This is a genomic window from Rhizobium sp. USDA 4016, assembly GCF_056279705.1.
In genome coordinates this window covers 83,850-100,000 of sequence record NZ_JBWCCY010000004.1, presented here as the reverse complement: position 1 = coordinate 100,000, position 16,151 = coordinate 83,850, and the positions used below count along the sequence as shown (strand labels likewise).

At 60.4% G+C, this 16,151-nt stretch carries 12 protein-coding genes and 1 pseudogene (1 of these 13 only partly in view); 5 read left to right on the top strand and 8 right to left on the bottom strand.

What is annotated here, in order from left to right:
- Nucleotides 1–1,396, top strand: the 3' portion of a protein-coding gene (locus ACZ9DP_RS15775) for a M23 family metallopeptidase (protein WP_074069794.1). 536 nt of this gene lie to the left of the window's left edge; 1,396 of the gene's 1,932 nt are visible here — the last part of the coding sequence; its start codon lies off the left edge, out of view; it ends in the stop codon at nt 1,394–1,396.
- Between the two features lie 52 nt (nt 1,397–1,448).
- On the opposite strand, the gene clpB is transcribed toward ACZ9DP_RS15775, so the two are convergent.
- Nucleotides 1,449–4,052, bottom strand: coding sequence for an ATP-dependent chaperone ClpB (gene clpB / locus ACZ9DP_RS15770; protein WP_476202848.1), 2,604 nt, complete (start codon nt 4,050–4,052; stop codon nt 1,449–1,451).
- Between the two features lie 283 nt (nt 4,053–4,335).
- On the opposite strand from clpB, the gene ACZ9DP_RS15765 reads away from it, so the two are divergent.
- Entirely contained in the window at nt 4,336–4,932 is a 597-nt protein-coding gene (locus ACZ9DP_RS15765; protein WP_476202846.1) for a LysE family translocator, read from the top strand.
- A gap of 16 nt (nt 4,933–4,948) precedes the next feature.
- On the opposite strand, the gene ACZ9DP_RS15760 is transcribed toward ACZ9DP_RS15765, so the two are convergent.
- From ACZ9DP_RS15760 to ACZ9DP_RS15740, 5 genes are all read right to left on the bottom strand, one after another.
- The gene (locus ACZ9DP_RS15760) at nt 4,949–5,623 is read right to left on the bottom strand and encodes a DUF4167 domain-containing protein (protein WP_476202845.1); all 675 of its coding nucleotides are present in this window, start codon (nt 5,621–5,623) and stop codon (nt 4,949–4,951) included.
- 340 nt (nt 5,624–5,963) lie between these two features.
- Complete coding sequence (gene prmC, locus ACZ9DP_RS15755) at nt 5,964–6,836, bottom strand: peptide chain release factor N(5)-glutamine methyltransferase (protein ID WP_074069798.1); 873 nt, start codon at nt 6,834–6,836, stop codon at nt 5,964–5,966.
- The gene (gene prfA / locus ACZ9DP_RS15750; RefSeq protein WP_476202843.1) at nt 6,833–7,912 is read right to left on the bottom strand and encodes a peptide chain release factor 1; all 1,080 of its coding nucleotides are present in this window, start codon (nt 7,910–7,912) and stop codon (nt 6,833–6,835) included. Before prfA ends, prmC begins: the two co-directional genes overlap by 4 nt.
- A gap of 28 nt (nt 7,913–7,940) precedes the next feature.
- Complete coding sequence (ptsP, locus tag ACZ9DP_RS15745) at nt 7,941–10,208, bottom strand: phosphoenolpyruvate--protein phosphotransferase (RefSeq protein WP_074069800.1); 2,268 nt, start codon at nt 10,206–10,208, stop codon at nt 7,941–7,943.
- 87 nt (nt 10,209–10,295) lie between these two features.
- On the bottom strand, nt 10,296–11,570 hold the full coding sequence (locus tag ACZ9DP_RS15740) for an aspartate kinase (protein WP_074069801.1): 1,275 nt from the start codon (nt 11,568–11,570) through the stop codon (nt 10,296–10,298).
- Between the two features lie 271 nt (nt 11,571–11,841).
- Between ACZ9DP_RS15740 and ACZ9DP_RS15735 the strand changes: the two genes are divergently transcribed.
- Entirely contained in the window at nt 11,842–13,251 is a 1,410-nt protein-coding gene (locus ACZ9DP_RS15735) for an adenylate/guanylate cyclase domain-containing protein (RefSeq protein ID WP_239596731.1), read from the top strand.
- 34 nt (nt 13,252–13,285) lie between these two features.
- Here ACZ9DP_RS15735 and ACZ9DP_RS15730 read toward each other — a convergent pair whose 3' ends face one another.
- Both ACZ9DP_RS15730 and ACZ9DP_RS15725 read right to left on the bottom strand, forming a co-directional pair.
- On the bottom strand, nt 13,286–13,729 hold the full coding sequence (locus tag ACZ9DP_RS15730) for a DUF421 domain-containing protein (RefSeq protein WP_039846247.1): 444 nt from the start codon (nt 13,727–13,729) through the stop codon (nt 13,286–13,288).
- A gap of 12 nt (nt 13,730–13,741) precedes the next feature.
- Complete coding sequence (locus ACZ9DP_RS15725; RefSeq protein WP_476202841.1) at nt 13,742–14,245, bottom strand: hypothetical protein; 504 nt, start codon at nt 14,243–14,245, stop codon at nt 13,742–13,744.
- Nucleotides 14,246–14,400: 155 nt separating this feature from the next.
- Here ACZ9DP_RS15725 and ACZ9DP_RS15720 point away from each other — a divergent pair.
- A pseudogene (locus tag ACZ9DP_RS15720) lies at nt 14,401–14,640 on the top strand (cysteine hydrolase family protein); the annotation flags it as partial.
- A gap of 79 nt (nt 14,641–14,719) precedes the next feature.
- Nucleotides 14,720–16,147, top strand: a complete 1,428-nt coding sequence (locus ACZ9DP_RS15715; RefSeq protein WP_476202839.1) for an amidase — start codon at nt 14,720–14,722, stop codon at nt 16,145–16,147.
- Nucleotides 16,148–16,151 lie beyond the last annotated feature (4 nt).

Below are 16,151 nucleotides of genomic sequence, written 5' to 3'. Positions count from 1 at the left end.
CCCAACCGGAAAGAGCGACTTTCAGGCGGCGCCAGGCATGACTCTGGATGAAGTCGAGGAGAACGTCCGCTCGAACGGTTCGGCGCTGACTGACGGAGCCACTCAAGTCGCGGCGCTCTACTATGTCGACCCTCAGCGCTTTTCGAACGAGGACAACGATGTCGATCTGACATCAGGCCTGTCGGCCCGCGTTCTCGAGCAGAACATGACGGTGTCTGCGCCGGAATCGATCACGCCGCAGACCGAGGAATTTGCCGACGACATCGTGCCGGCCCGCCAGGATGTCACCATCGTCAAGGCGCTGATGGATTCCGGCTATCCCGAGCCGCAGGCGAAGATGCTCTCTGCCAACCTCGCGCCGCCACTCGGCAGCGACGAGCTTGCCAAGGGCGACGTCCTGCGTGTCGGCATCATCCAGAAGGGCGAACAGGCCAAACTCATCCGCGCCAGCGTCTATCGTGGCACGCGTCATCTCGTCACGATCGCTCTCGATGACAAGAGCCGCTTCGTTGAGGCAAGTGAACCGCCTAGGCTTGACGCGATCGCGACTGCCTTCGATGACAATTCGCTATCGGTTCCCGCTGGCCAGAACCTGCCGCGCGTTTATGACGGCATTTATCGCGCCGCTCTTTCCTACGGCATGACCAAGGATATGACGGCGCTGATCATCAAGCTACTTGCGGCAAACGTTGACTTCCAGGCGCAATTGAGGGCGACCGATTTCCTCGAGGCCTTTTTCTCTGTCGCCGATTCGAGCGGCCGCGCGACGCCGAATTCCGAACTGCTTTACGTCAATGCCCGTTTTGGCGATACGGTGACACGCTTCTACCGCTTCCAGGATGCGGACGGAAACGTCGATTACTTCGATCAGGACGGCAAGAGCATCCGTCAGTTCTTGCTGCGCAACCCGGTGCCGAACGGCATTTTCAAGTCCGGTTTCGGCATGCGACGCCACCCGATCCTGGGTTTTGCCCGCATGCATACGGGCGTCGACTGGGCCGCTCCCCGCGGTACGCCGATCATCGCGACCGGCAATGGCACGGTCGAGAAGGCCGGCTGGGATTCTGGCGGCTATGGCAATCAGACGATCGTCCGTCATGCCAATGGATACGAGTCCTCCTACAACCACCAGAGCGCCATTGCCAAAGGCATCGTGCCCGGAGCCAAAGTTCGCCAGGGCCAGGTGATCGGCTGGGTCGGCACCACCGGCGAATCCACCGGACCGCATCTGCACTACGAGATGATCGTCAACGGTACCAAGGTCGATCCGCTCCGCATCCGCCTGCCGGGCGGCAAGTCGCTGGCCGGCGAAGCACTGGCTAAATTCCAGGACGAGCGCAAGCGCATCGATACGCTCCTGAATAACCAGCCGGTCGATCAGATCGCCAGCAAGTAGTCCAAAAAAATGGCGGCCGGAGCCGCCATTAGCTTTCCCGGATGCCGGTCTTTTACGCTGCTTCGCTGACGGCGGAATTGCGCGGACGGAACAACAAGCGGTCGGAACCGTTGGTGACCTTCACCGTCGATCCGTCCGGCACCTGGCCGGAGAGAATCTGCTCGGCGAGCGGATCTTGGACATATTTCTGGATCACCCGCTTCAATGGCCGCGCGCCATAGACCGGATCGTAGCCTTTGTTGGCAAGCCAACTGCGGGCATCGTCATCGAGCTCGATCGTGATCTTGCGCTCGGCCAGCAACGCCACCAGCCGTTTCAGCTGGATATCGACAATCGCGCCCATCTCATCGCGCTTCAGGCGATGGAAGAGGATGATCTCGTCGACGCGGTTCAGGAATTCCGGCCGGAAATTGGCGCGCACGACCTCCATCACCTGCTCGCGAACCGTGTCGCTGTCCTGGCCCTCCCCCAGTTGGGTGAGGAATTCGGCACCGAGGTTCGAGGTCATGATGATCATCGTATTGCGGAAGTCGACCGTGCGGCCCTGGCCGTCCGTCAGGCGCCCCTCATCCAGCACCTGCAGCAGGATGTTGAAGACGTCGTGATGCGCCTTCTCGATCTCGTCGAAGAGCACGACCTGATAAGGCCGGCGGCTGACAGCTTCCGTCAATGCGCCACCTTCCTCGTAGCCGACATAGCCGGGAGGGGCGCCGATCAGCCGGGCCACGGAGTGTTTTTCCATGTATTCCGACATGTCCATGCGCACCATCGCCGTCTCGTCGTCGAAGAGGAAGCGGGCGAGCGCCTTGGTAAGCTCCGTCTTGCCGACGCCGGTCGGGCCCAGGAAGATGAATGAGCCGATCGGCCGGTTGGGGTCCTGCAGCCCGGCGCGCGCGCGGCGAACGGCACGCGATACGGCTTGCACCGCATCGCCCTGGCCGATGACCGAAGTCGCCAGTTCGTCTTCCATCCTGAGCAGCTTCTCGCGCTCGCCTTCCAGCATCTTGTCGACCGGAATGCCGGTCCAGCGGGAAACGACATGGGCGACATTGTCCGGGGTCACGACCTCCTGCACCATGGCGCTGCGGTCGCCATCTTGGCTTTCCGCATCGGCCAGTTGCTTCTCCAGCTCCGGAATGACGCCATAGGTCAATTCGCCGGCGCGCTGGAATTCACCCTTGCGCTGGGCGATTGCCAGTTCGTTGCGGGCGTCGTCGAGCTCCTTCTTGAGATCGGCGGCAAGACCGAGCTTCTGCTTTTCCGATTGCCAGCGGGCCGTCAGAGCATTGGCCTTCTCCTCCAGGTCCGTCAGTTCGGCATCGAGCCGCGTCAGACGGTCGGCGGAGGCCGCATCCGTTTCCTTCTTTAGCGCTTCACGCTCGATTTTCAGCTGCATGATGCGGCGATCTAACTCGTCGAGCTCTTCGGGCTTCGAATCCACCTGCATGCGCAACCGCGCGGCCGCCTCGTCCATCAGGTCGATCGCCTTGTCGGGCAGGAAGCGATCGGTGATATAGCGGTTCGACAGCGTCGCAGCCGCCACCAGCGACGAGTCCGAAATGCGAACCTTGTGGTGCTGCTCGTATTTTTCCTTGAGGCCGCGAAGGATCGAGATCGTGTCCTCGACCGTCGGTTCATCGACCATGACGGGCTGGAACCGGCGGGCGAGTGCTGCGTCCTTCTCGACATGCTTGCGGTACTCGTCGAGCGTGGTGGCACCGACGCAGTGCAACTCGCCGCGCGCAAGCGCTGGCTTCAGAAGGTTGGAAGCATCCATCGCTCCATCCGCCTTGCCGGCGCCGACTAGCGTGTGCATTTCGTCGATGAAAAGGATGATCTCGCCGTTTTCCGCCTGCACTTCGTTGAGCACGGCCTTCAGCCGTTCTTCGAATTCGCCGCGATACTTCGCACCAGCAATGAGCGCGCCCATGTCGAGCGCCATCAGCTTCTTGTCCTTGAGAGACTCCGGCACGTCGCCGTTGACGATACGTAGTGCCAGTCCCTCGACGATTGCCGTCTTGCCGACGCCGGGCTCGCCGATCAGCACCGGGTTATTCTTGGTGCGGCGGGAGAGGACCTGAATGGTACGGCGGATTTCGTCATCGCGGCCGATCACCGGATCGAGCTTGCCCTCGCGGGCCTCGCCGGTCAGATCGCGGGCGTATTTCTTCAGGGAATCGAAGCCTTGTTCCGCATTAGCGGAGTCGGCCGTGCGCCCTTTTCGAATATCGTTGATAACCTGATTGAGGCTCTGCGCCGTCACGCCAGCATTCTTCAGCGTCGCTGAGGTCGAAGCGGAAGTCTCAATCGCCAAGGCCTGCAGCAACCGCTCGACCGTGACGAAGCTGTCGCCGGCTTTCTTGGCGGCCTCTTCAGCCGTGGAAAAAACTCTAGCGAGCGGCTGGGCGAGATAGATGTTGCCGTTGCCGCCGGAAACCTTCGGCAGCTTTGCAAGCGCTGCATCGTTTGCAAGCCGCGCGGCCTTGGCATCGCCGCCGGCGCGTTCGATCAGCGAAGCGGCCATGCCTTGATCGTCGTCAAGCAGGACCTTGAGGACATGTTCCGGCGTGAATTGCTGGTGACCCTGCGCCAAGGCATAGGTTTGGGCGGACTGGACGAAACCGCGAACCCGCTCGGAATACTTTTCGATATTCATATTCTACCTCCATGGATCGCCCTGCCCTTATAAGGCACAGACCGATGATTGAGATTGAGCTCCCTCAAAAGGCGAGCCGTTGCTTCATCCTTTTTGGAAATTGGACGAAGCATTCGAGGAGGAATATGGGATGGATTTTCGCGAGTTTAAAGAGCCCGGAACCACGAAACCCGGGCCGAAGAATCCTCCGCGAACGCGCGGCGCGGGCTGATGGCACGAACGTTCAAGACCCGATTGTAGCGCTGCTGGTATGCGTTGCAGCTTCCTAAACAGCAGAGCCTTGATGCCCCTCGAGCAAACGATTGCATTTCTGACCTTTTCAGTCGTCGGCGCCATCACGCCCGGCCCCAGCAACGTCATGATCATGGCGACCGGCTCACTCGTGGGTTTGACACGCGGCCTGCCATGCGTGCTCGGTGCTGCCTTGGGAATGTCGTCGCTATTCTTCTGTGCCGGCCTCGGCCTTGCGCAGTTGTTTCTGCTCTATCCGCTTGCGCTAACGATCATGAATCTGATCGGCGCTGCGTTTCTGTTTTGGCTGGCCTGGAAGATCGCGACCGCGGACGTGACGCAGGCGAAAGGCGACACGAAAGCCGTGGGCTTTCTGCAAGCGGCGGCGTTTCAATGGATGAATCCGAAGGGCTGGCTGGTTGCCGTGAGTGGGATTGCCGCCTACTCCGGCGCATCTCCAGGAAGCGCTTTCGGCTTGGCCGCAACCTTCGCAGTCTTATTTTTTGTGGCAGCTTTCCCAAGCGGTCTCGCCTGGTTAATGGCTGGCGCATTGATGCAGAAACTGCTTCAAGACGCGCGCATGGCGCGCGCCTTCAATATCGTGATGGCAATCATACTCGCCGGCTCTGTCGCGACAATATTCGTGTGAGCCGGAGACGGCAGCCTTATTCCGTAGCCGCTTCGACCAGAGCCGGTGCTTCGGCGGAAGCAGCCTCGCCTTCGCCTTCGGCGCGGCGCGGACGGCGCGGGCGGTTGCTGGCGTTACGGCGGCGCGGCTGGCGTTCGCGCTGCGGGCCGCCTTCTTCCTCCATGGAGACTTCGGCCGGAATGCCTTCGATTTCCGGCTGAGGGCCGGTTCCGTTGTTGGTATCCTGAGCCGGGGCCGGTAGAGAAGCGGGAGCTTCTGCGCGCTGTTCGCGACGATGCTGCTCGCGCGGCGGCTGAACGACGACGGCATCATCGCCGTCTACTGTATCCAGTTCGTCGCCATCGCGCTCGCCACCTTCGCGGTCGGTATATTCGTTCCGATCGTCGCGCTGGAAACGTTCCTGCATCTGCGTCTGGGCGGCCGCAATGATGCGGTAATAGTGCTCCGCGTGCTGCAGGTAGTTCTCGGCTATGACGCGGTCACCGGAGCTCTGGGCATCGCGGGCAAGCTGCGAATATTTTTCAGCAATATGCTGAGCCGTACCGCGGATCTTCACGTCGGGGCCGGAGCTGTCGTAGGTCCGAGTCAGCGGATTGCCACCCTTGCGGTTGAAATTGTTGTTGTTATTTCCGCCGCCGTTATTGTTACTGCCACGCCCTCGACCGCGCTTGTTCTGCTGTCCTGGCCTCATAGATCGTTCACCTGAATTCGCTGTTTGTGTGGAGTTATGGCACCAACCGCCGTGGCCGGTAAACCGGCTCAGGGCCTTCGTGCCGCAAGCATAATGCGCCTTCGCGCCGACCTGCCGCTTGTTCTCAAGTCATATTGACTGATTCACGCATTGGGTCGTGTTCAACCTTTGAAACTCTCGTTTAAAAGAGTGGACCCCCGAGGCCGACCAAGTACCGAACGAATCGACGTTCCTTCTTGACTGCCCAACGCGTGAGGGCAACCTATATCGCTTCTCCGGGAAATCCAAGCCTTTTCTTCGCAATAGCAGTAATGTCCTGTTCAATGCTGCAATTTGTCGCTCAAGCGATGGGTGCGAAAACGAGCACCCGGTCATTCTGGCCATAATCCTTTGCGGATTCGACGCATTTGAAACCTGCGGCCTCGAAGACCGCCGTCACGTGATTGCGCTGGTCGTAGCCGATTTCCAGTCCTATGACGCCGTTTGGCTGCATGAACCTGGCAGCATCCTTGGCTATCGCTTTGTATGCGTCAAGCCCATCGGGGCCACCATCCAGAGCTGCCGCCGGATCAAATTTCGTCACTTCAGGAGCGAGATTGTCGATGACATTGGAAGCAATATAGGGCGGATTTGAGACGATTGCGTGAAACGTACCGTGAATGTTTTGAAACCAACTTGATTGCACAGTCTCAAACCGTTCCTTCAATCCGTTTCTTGCAGCGTTTGATTCAGCCGTCCTGAGGGCATCTGCAGATACATCGCTTCCGATACCCGACGCTCCCGGAAATTCGCTCAAAAGCGCAAGGCATATTGCCCCGGTTCCGGTTCCTAGATCAAGGATATGGAGATGTTCCTCCGTCTTTGCAAGGGTTCTTAAATAAGGAAGCATCGTATCGACGAGAATTTCCGTGTCTGGCCGCGGCTCCAGCGTCTCGGCGGAAAGCGAAAGCGGCAGACCGTAAAATTCCCGCTCGCCGAGAATACGGTGGACCGGCTCATGCGCTAGCCGCCGTTCCACAGCCGCCGGGATCAGCGCCTCTTTATCGGCAGCGACGGGCTCATTACCGCGTGATAGCATTTCGCTCGAGGAGAACTTCAGCAATCCGGCGACGAGCAGTCTTGCATCCGTTGCGGGATCGGCGATACCGGCTTCGGTGAAGCGGCGGCGGACTTCGGCGAGAACTTCAGAAACCGTCGGCCGCGCTCCGGTCATTGCTGCTCGCCAAGCTGAGCCAGTTGGCTTGCCTGATAATCGGCAAGCAGGGCGTCCACCACTTCATTGATCTCGCCTTCCATCATCCGGTCCAGCTTGTAGAGCGTCAGATTGATGCGGTGATCGGTAATGCGGCCCTGCGGGTAATTGTAGGTGCGTATCCGCTCCGAGCGGTCGCCGGAGCCGACCTGGCTCTTGCGATCGGCGGAACGTTCGCTATCGGCCCTTTGCCGTTCGGCATCATAGAGCCTCGAACGCAGTACCTGCATCGCCTTGGCGCGATTCTGGTGCTGTGACTTTTCCGAACTGGTGACGACGATGCCCGTCGGCAGATGCGTGATACGGACCGCGGAATCCGTGGTGTTGACGTGCTGGCCGCCTGCGCCGGACGATCGCATCGTATCAATACGAATGTCTTCCGGCCGGATCTCAATGTCGATTTCTTCGGCTTCGGGCAGCACGGCGACCGTTGCTGCCGACGTATGAATGCGCCCACCCGCTTCCGTTTCGGGCACGCGCTGCACACGATGCACGCCGGACTCGAACTTCAGCTTGGCGAAGACGCCCTTGCCGGTGATCGTGGCGATAATTTCCTTGTAGCCGCCGGCTTCGCCCTCGCTTGCGGAAAGGATTTCGACCTTCCAGCCGTTCGCCGCGGCGAAACGCTCATACATGCGAAAAAGATCGCCTGCGAAGAGTGCGGCCTCCGAGCCTCCCGTACCCGCGCGGATTTCAAGGATCGCGCTCTTTTCGTCTGCGGCATCCTTCGGCAGCAGCAGGATCTGGATTTCCTGCTCCAGCGCCTCGATGCGCTCCTTCACATCCGGCAATTCCTGCTCCGCGAGATCGCGCATCTCACGGTCGACGGACCTGTCTTCAAGCAACGCTTCGAGATCGGAAAGCTCGGCTTCAGCCTTTTCATAGGCGCTGATCTTGGTGACGACGGGCTGCAGCTCGGAATATTCGGAGGCGAGCTTCACGTAGACGTCCGCCGACGGGCCGGCCGACATCCGCGCTTCAATTTCGCCGAAGCGGCGTTCCAGCTCGCGCATCTTTTCAACGGGAAGCTTCGCCACCCTTCGCTCCGATTCTTCTTATAATTTGCTAAAGGGGAATATTGTGGCTCTCGGCGAAGTGGGCAAGCACCTCGCGCATCGGGGTCGTCGCGTGGATATCGTCCAACGCCTCGTTCATGACCTTCGCCAGCGCCGCGGCATCGAGACCGAGCAGCATTGCCTTTACCGGCCCGATCGAGGCCGGCGACATCGACACCGAGCGAAAGCCGAGACCAAGCAGCGCCATCGCCGAGATCGGCTTGCCGGCAAGCTCGCCGCACAATGTCACCGGCGTATTGTTGCGCTCACCGGCTCGCACGATGTCGCGCAAGAGCCTGAGGAACGGCCTGCCCAGCGTATCGAAGCGGTCGGAAACGCGCGCATTGCCGCGATCCACTGCCATAGCGAACTGGAAGAGGTCATTGGAGCCGACCGAGACGAAATCGACAGCCGCCATCAGTTCGTCGAGCTGCCAGAGTAGTGCCGGCACCTCCAGCATCGCACCGAACTGCAGCTTGCGCGGCAGACCGTGGCCGAAGCGGGAGAGGTGCTGCACTTCCTTCTGCAGAAGCTCGCGAACGGCCGCGATCTCGGAAACCTCGGTCACCATCGGCACCATGAGCTTCAGCTCGGCCCCGGCAGCCGCCTTCAGCATGGCGCGAAGCTGCGTGCGCAAGAGCCCCGGACGGTCGAGCGACAAGCGAATGGCACGCCAGCCGAGTGCCGGATTCTCCTCTTCGTGGCCGCGGAAATAGGGCACAACCTTATCGCCGCCGATATCGAGCGTGCGGAAGGTAACGACGCGGCCGGCCGCCTGCTTCAGCACGTTGCGATAGAAGATTTCCTGCTCGTCGGCCTTCGGCATCGTCGAAGCGATCATGAACTGCAGCTCGGTGCGGAAGAGACCGATACCTTCGGCACCCGATTCCGCAAGTTGCGGCAGATCGACCAGAAGCCCGGCATTCATCAGCAGCGAAATCCGCTGCCCGTCCCTCGTCAGCGGCTCAACGGAGCGCAGCGCCCGGAATTGCTCCTGCCGGCGCGCGCGGAACCGGACTTTTTCCTCGTAAGACCTCTGATGCTCCGGCAACGGCCTCAGATGCACATGGCCGCCGTCGCCATCGATGATCACGGCATCGCCGTTTTCGGCAAGCGCGACAACGCCTGCCGCCTGGCCGATCACCGGAATGCCCATGGCCCGGGCGACGATGACGACGTGACTGGTGACGGCACCTTCCTCGAGCACCAAGCCGCGCACATTGGCGCGCGGGTAGTCGAGCAGTTCGGCGGCACCCATGGCGCGCGCGAGGATGATCGCATCACTCGGGAAACCATCACCCGACGTGTGGCCGCTGTAGCCAGTCAGTTGCCGCAAAAGGCGGTTCGCCAAGTCTTCGAAGTCATGCATGCGCTCGCGCAGATAAGGATCCGTCAGACGTATCATGCGCGCTTTGGTGTCGCTCTGGACTTTTTCGACCGCTGCTTCCGCCGTCAGGCCGTTGCGGATCGCCTCTTCGAGCTTCCGCACCCAGCCCTGGTCATGTGCGAACATGCGGTAGGTTTCCAGAACCTCGCGATGCTCGCCCTCCATCGACACGTCGCGGCTCGAAAGCAAGTCGTCGATCGAAATCCGAAGCGAACCCATCGCCTCCGCCAGCCTGCGGATTTCCTTCTCCGAATCTTCGTTGAGAAGATTGGTGACGACGATGCGCGGCTCGTGCAGCACGACATAACCGAGCCCGATGCCTTCGTTATAGGTATCGCCGTTGATCGTGACGGAGCGCGTCAGGTCAAGTTCAAGGCCGGGCTTCGTGATCTTCTTGAGCTCGCCGGTGGCGATCATCTCGGCGAGCACCATCGCCGTGGTCTCGAGCGCTTCTAGCTCTTCCTCGCGGTAGGTACGGCTCGCCTTGTTCTGCACGACGAGAACGCCGAGCGAACGGCCGGTGCGTAGGATCGGCACGCCGAGGAAGGAATGGTAGATTTCTTCGCCGGTTTCCGGGAGATAACGGAAAGCGGGGTGCGACTGTGCATCGGAGAGGTTGAGCGGCTGCGCCGAAGCGGCGATCGTACCGACGAGGCCCTGCCCCATCTTCAATTGCGATAGGTGGACGGCCTCTTTCTTCAGGCCCTCAGTCGCATAAAGCTCGAGAACGCCGTCAGAGCGCAGCACGTAGACGGAGCAAACCTCCGCCACCATGTTGCTGGCGATCTGCCGAACGATCCGGTCGAGACGCTCCTGCGGCTCCAGCGGCTCCGCCATCAACTCGCGCAGCCGCTTGAGCAGCACGCGCGGACCGCCGGATAGGTCTCTCATGGCGTCTCAAGCTCCAAAAACAAAAGCAAAGTAACCCGGCAGACGCCGCGTGACTTCACAACTTAAATGCGGCAGGCCTGCTGGGAATCAATTCTTATCCAGACCGTAGCAGGAATGCAAAGTCCTGACAGCGAGTTCCGCATAAGGACCGTCGATCAGGATGGAAATCTTGATTTCCGAGGTCGTGATCGCCTTGATGTTGATGCCCTTCTCGGCAAGAGCCTTGAAAGCGGTGGCGGCAACACCGGCATGCGAACGCATGCCGATGCCGATGACCGAAACTTTGACCAAGCCCGATTCGTTCTGCACGACGTCGTAGCCGATCTTCTCCTTGTTCTCGCCGAGCACCTTGATCGCCTTCTCGACGTCGCCCGAAGGCACGGTGAAGGTCATGTCGGTCTTTGAACCGTCCTCGGAAATGTTCTGGACGATCATGTCGACATTGATATGGCTCTCGGCGAGGGGGCCGAAGATCGCGGCGGAAACGCCGGGCCGGTCGGCAAGACGGCGAAGCGAGATCTGAGCCTCATCCTTGGCATAGGCGATGCCGGTGACTACTTCTTGTTCCACGATTTCATCCTCGTCACAAATCAGCGTTCCGGGCGGATTCAACAAATCACCCATGCCCGGAGCATCGGGATCTTCGAAAGAGGAGCGCACGAAGGTACGGACCTTGTGTACCATGGCAAGCTCGACCGAGCGGACCTGCAGCACCTTGGCGCCGAGCGAGGCCATTTCGAGCATTTCCTCGAAAGCGATCTTCTTCAGTCGACGCGCCTGCGGCACGATGCGCGGATCGGTCGTATAGACGCCGTCGACATCGGTATAGATATCGCAGCGATCGGCTTTGACGGCAGCCGCGATCGCCACCGCCGACGTATCCGAACCGCCGCGGCCAAGCGTCGCTATCCGATTGTCCGGCCCGAGACCCTGGAAGCCGGCGATGACGGCAACCTGACCCTCGCCCATGCGCTTAATGATATCGGCACCGTCGATTTCAAGGATGCGGGCAGCGCCATGCGCATTGTCGGTGCGGATCGGAATCTGCCAGCCCTGCCAGGAGCGCGCATTGATGTCCATGGCCTGCAGCGCGATCGCCAGCAACCCGCAGGTCACCTGCTCACCGGAAGCGACGACCGCGTCATACTCGCGCGCATCGTAGAATGGTGAATTGGCACCGACCACCTTCGGCGTCCCCTGCACCCAGCCAACCAGCTCGTTAGTCTTGCCGGACATCGCCGACACCACCACCGCAACCTCGTGGCCGGCATCGACTTCACGTTTCACATGGCGGGCAACGTTCTTGATGCGGTCCAGATCAGCGACGGACGTTCCGCCGAATTTCATTACGATGCGTGCCATAAGCCTCTACCACAGCAAACGCCGGGAGAGACGAAAGCCAGACCCGGCATGACGGAGCCCTGAAAACAGCATGGCCGAAGGGTCGGATAAGCAGTCTGTGGAACCCTTCTAAGGCCTTGCACCCAAGGGCCCAAGTTGCGGCGTCTCTTAGCGAGTTTGAATGGGGGTGGCAAGGTGGCCGTCGACTGAAACGGAAAGACCCGCGCGACAATCTCATCCACCTTGAGGAAATCCGCTTATCGCGCATCGGATTCGGTGTAAGATGTTTATCATGAATGAGGCCCGGTCTTTATTCGCACAACTGCGCCAGTCGGCGCAGCCGGAAATCGTCGACACTATGGAGCGGCTCGTCCATGACGCCCCCGACCGCAAGCTTTGCCGTGTCAATGCGCTTGCCTTCGCAGCCAGCGAGAACCTCGACGAAGAGCAGGTGGTCAACGCCTTCCTGCACGCGTCCCGCCTCGGCATATTCGATCTGTCATGGAACGTGCTGTGTCCCGGCTGTGGCGGGGTGCTCGACGCCAACACCTCGCTGAGGACCGTCCAGAGTGACGAGTATAACTGCGCACTTTGCGCGGCGGGCTACGAGCCGACGCTGGACGAGATGGTCGAAGTCACCTTCACTGTCAGTCCGCGGGTGCGCCGCATTGCCGCTCACAATCCGCACGAATTGCCGCCATTGGAGTATTTCCGCCAGATCTATTGGAGTTCAGGTGTCGACCTGCCGGAGGAAGATTTTGAGGCGAAGGTCGACGAATTCGTGCTTGAATCCCTCGAACTGCCGCCGGGAGAGAAAGCCGTCATTTCCCTGCAGTTGCCTGCGGATTTCGTCATCATCTTCGAACCGGTCACCCACGCAGCGCAGTTCCTGGATATCAAAGGCGAGCCAACTAAGGAGCGGCAGAGCCTCTCGCTTGTATTCGATCGCGCGCACCGGCATAGCGAGCCCCTTGAGCTGAGGCCCGGTCCGGTGCGCATTTCGGTGGAGAACCACACCGAGGTCCGCACCTTGCCATCTGTTTGCATAGCGAACGAGGCCCTGCATGGTTTGCTCGGCCGCCGCCGCCCGTTCCTGACTGCCAAGCGCCTGCTCTCCAACCAGACCTTCCGCGACATCTACCGCACCGACACGATAGAAGTGGATCAGCGGTTGAAGATCACCAGTTTGACCTTCCTCTTCACCGATCTCCGCGGTTCGACTGAGCTTTACGAAAGAGTAGGCGACCTTGCGGCATTCGACCTCGTGAAAACGCATTTTAGCATTCTCAACGACATCGTTGGCACGGAAGCGGGTGCTGTTGTGAAAACAATCGGCGACGCGGTGATGGCCACTTTCCCGACCCCCGACCGGGCAGTCGTCGCGGCCATGCGAATGCGCGAGGCGATGCGCAAGCTCAACCAGGAACGCGGCAGTGAAGATCTGCTTCTGAAAATCGGCATCCACGAAGGACCATGCATCGCCGTGAACCTGAACGATCGGCAGGATTACTTCGGGCAGACGGTGAACATCGCCTCGCGCGTCCAGCATCTGGCCACATCGCGCGAAATCTTCGCGACCAGCTCGGTGTTGGGCGACCCGCGCGCCTTCAGCCTTCTGACGGATCGCGGCCTCAATCCGATGTCGCAAAAAGTCACGCTTCGTGGCATCGCCCACGAAATCAGCATCTTTGCGATTCCGTAAGCCACCTTCCTGGCCTTCGAAGGCGGCTCAGCACTCATTGATTTTTGATGATGCTGATGGCGCCGCTCACCTCGAGGATAGCGAAGCGGATGTCCTTGACGCTTTCGACACCCTGTTGATTGCGCGCGGCCTCGAGCACGTCTTCCATCTGCAGCCTGCAGCCGCGCAGGGCCTCCTGGTCTGCAACCCCATTCGCAATCAGAATGGTCGGAACGCCGTCGATGACCTTGCCCGCAAGCGGTGACCAGCTCTTGAGATAGGAGAGCAGGATATCCGCAAGAAACAGGGTCAAGATCAGCACGATCGCATTGGTTATCGAAAAATCGTCGCCGAGCATCGCCTGCTGCGTCGTCTCGGAGACCACCAACAGGATCACGAGGTCGAACGGCGTCATCTGTGCGAGCGTCCGGCGGCCCGACAGGCGTATGATGACAAGGAGGGCAAAATAGATCGAAAGGCCGCGAATAACGCTTTCCATATCGAGTTCTCCTCACGGAAGGATCAAGACAAGCGGCGCCGAAACGTGATCGCCGATACCGAGACGAATGCGATGAAAGCCCGGCGACTGGGTGTGCAGGCGGAACCTGACATCGATCGGCATGCCTGGATCCCCGGGAAACTGATAATGGATCAAGCCGGCTTTGGACGTCACCGCCTTTGGTGGCGGGTCGATGCCCTCGACGAAAAAGCCCTTCAGAAACGCTGCATCGACTGTGAAGACACAATCCGCATCGCCGGGTCCGAATCGAATATGAATCTCGTCCGGCGCATTCCATCGCGAGATGGCTGGGTAGTCGACCGCTCCTTGCGGCGTTTCCACCAAGGCGCGGGAAAGATATCCGCCCTTTCCCAACGCGCCGAAGAGGCAGCTCGCGAGGATAAGACCGAAGACAAACCAGGCCACACGCTGAACGATCCAGACCCGCCGTTGAAAGTCCCGATGTTCAGTGACGCCGTCGGGCAAATAGTCGCTGCCGGTCCCTTTGTTCGTCATCTGCGCCGCCTTTATCCGCCTGCGAGATAACGCCGCGGGCCGCAACGAGTTTCAATAATTCAAGTAACCCGACCTATGCCGAGTTAAAAGGTCGGAGGTTCCAATGAACAGAGGACCGCTCGGCGCCATATCTGTGTCGACATGCAGCGGCTGTGCTGCTTCAGGCGCAACCAGTCGAAACACTGGTGATTGCAGGCGGCGAAACCGACGTGTGCGTGATGGCGACGACACTCGGAGCGATTGATCTCGGCTACCGCGTCATCCTTGTCGAAGATGCGGTCTGCAGCAGCGACGACCAAACCTCCGATGCCTCGCTGGAATTCCTGAGAAATCGCTTCTCCTTTCAGCTCGAGCTGATGGCAACGGATGACTTTTTGCAGCAAGCACGTGGTTGATCGAGGATGCTTCACTATATCCGTTGAAACTAGAGCCGCATAAGAACGCACGCACTCCTTCACGCCGGCAGAAGCCACGATGAGTAAGCCACTGGAAACCGCCACACCACATCCGCTGGACCTTCCTGCAATGGACATCGCAAGCGGTATCTGCCAGGGCCGGTTCGCCTCCGAAAACGTGGTGGCGGAATCGATCCGCCGCGCCAAGGCGGTGCGCGAAACGCTGAATCCGTTCACCGTCCTCCGTGAGGAGCAGGCGCTCGAAGCGGCCCGCGAGGCGGATCGCGCCGCCGCCCGCGGCGAAGCAACCGGTCCACTACACGGTGTACCGTTCGCCGCCAAGGACATGACGCCGACCGCAGGCGATTTGACGACGCTGGGCTCATGGACAAAGGGCGACTGGGTGCCTGCCGAAACAGCGCTCTGCATCCGCCGTCTTCAAGCCGCGGGTGCCATTTTGATGGGAAAAACGACAACGCCGGAATTCGCCTTTGCGAGCTTCACCGAAAGCCCGCGCTGGGGCGTGACCCGCAACCCGTGGGATCCGGAGCGCACCTCCGGCGGCTCCTCCGGTGGGTCGGCCGTTGCGGTCGCGACCGGCGTCGTGCCCTTCGCGGAGGGCACGGATATGGGCGGCTCTGTGCGTATTCCGTCCGCATTCTGCGGCACGGTCGGCCTGAAACCGAGCCTCGGACGAATTCCGATGACGATCCTGCCAAGCGTTTTCGACAACATCTCGCATTTCGGTCCGCTGGCGCGCACGGTGGGAGACGCCATCGCCTTCATGGAAGCGGCCTGCGGTCCGAGCGACGAGGACATTTCTTCGCTGCCTATCGGCTTCATGTCACATGCGGCACGAGACGGCCAGTTGGAAGGCAAGCGTTTCGCACTCTCAATGGACCTCGGTTACTATCGTATCCAGCCCGAGGTCGAGCAGGCGATACGCGTTGCTGTCGAGGAATTGCGTCGCGCCGGCGCCGCCGTCGATGAAGTCCCGATGCATTGGACCCGCTCGGTTAACGATGAATGGTTCGATCTCTGGTGCGTCTTCATGTCTGGCTTCTTCGGCGAGACAATTACCGAATACCGGGAGAAAATGGATTCCGCCGTCGTTGCGATCATCGAGCGCGGCTTTTCAATGAATGCCACCGCCTACAAGCGCGTGGAACTGCTGCGCACCGCAATGTGGCGCGATATGGCAAAGCTCTTCGAGAGCTACGACGCCCTGCTCTGCCCCACCTGCGCCATCACCGCTCCGCTCGCCAGCGAAACTGACGACGACTATGTCGCGACCTGTCCGGACGGCCGTTTCGCCGGGCTCGACATGACCTGCCCTTTCAACATGCTGCCGCAACTGCCCGCGCTTTCACTGCCGGTCGGTCCTGCAGCAAATGGCATGCCGGTCGGGCTGCAGATCGTCGGACGCCGCTTTGCCGACGAAGACGTCCTGGCGATAGGCGCGGCGCTCGAGGCGCGTCTTGCCGTTCCCCGTTTTCCTTCCTCTTGACTTA

What these genes read in the sequence shown, in the direction of transcription:
- clpB (WP_476202848.1), bottom strand. Translation starts at nt 4,052, where the DNA reads ATGAATATCGAAAAGTATTCCGAGCGGGTTCGCGGTTTCGTCCAGTCC.
- ACZ9DP_RS15765 (WP_476202846.1), top strand. Translation starts at nt 4,336, where the DNA reads ATGCCCCTCGAGCAAACGATTGCATTTCTGACCTTTTCAGTCGTCGGC.
- ACZ9DP_RS15760 (WP_476202845.1), bottom strand. Translation starts at nt 5,623, where the DNA reads ATGAGGCCAGGACAGCAGAACAAGCGCGGTCGAGGGCGTGGCAGTAAC.
- prmC (WP_074069798.1), bottom strand. Translation starts at nt 6,836, where the DNA reads ATGACCGGAGCGCGGCCGACGGTTTCTGAAGTTCTCGCCGAAGTCCGC.
- ptsP (WP_074069800.1), bottom strand. Translation starts at nt 10,208, where the DNA reads ATGAGAGACCTATCCGGCGGTCCGCGCGTGCTGCTCAAGCGGCTGCGC.
- ACZ9DP_RS15740 (WP_074069801.1), bottom strand. Translation starts at nt 11,570, where the DNA reads ATGGCACGCATCGTAATGAAATTCGGCGGAACGTCCGTCGCTGATCTG.
- ACZ9DP_RS15735 (WP_239596731.1), top strand. Translation starts at nt 11,842, where the DNA reads ATGAATGAGGCCCGGTCTTTATTCGCACAACTGCGCCAGTCGGCGCAG.
- ACZ9DP_RS15730 (WP_039846247.1), bottom strand. Translation starts at nt 13,729, where the DNA reads ATGGAAAGCGTTATTCGCGGCCTTTCGATCTATTTTGCCCTCCTTGTC.
- ACZ9DP_RS15725 (WP_476202841.1), bottom strand. Translation starts at nt 14,245, where the DNA reads ATGACGAACAAAGGGACCGGCAGCGACTATTTGCCCGACGGCGTCACT.
- ACZ9DP_RS15715 (WP_476202839.1), top strand. Translation starts at nt 14,720, where the DNA reads ATGAGTAAGCCACTGGAAACCGCCACACCACATCCGCTGGACCTTCCT.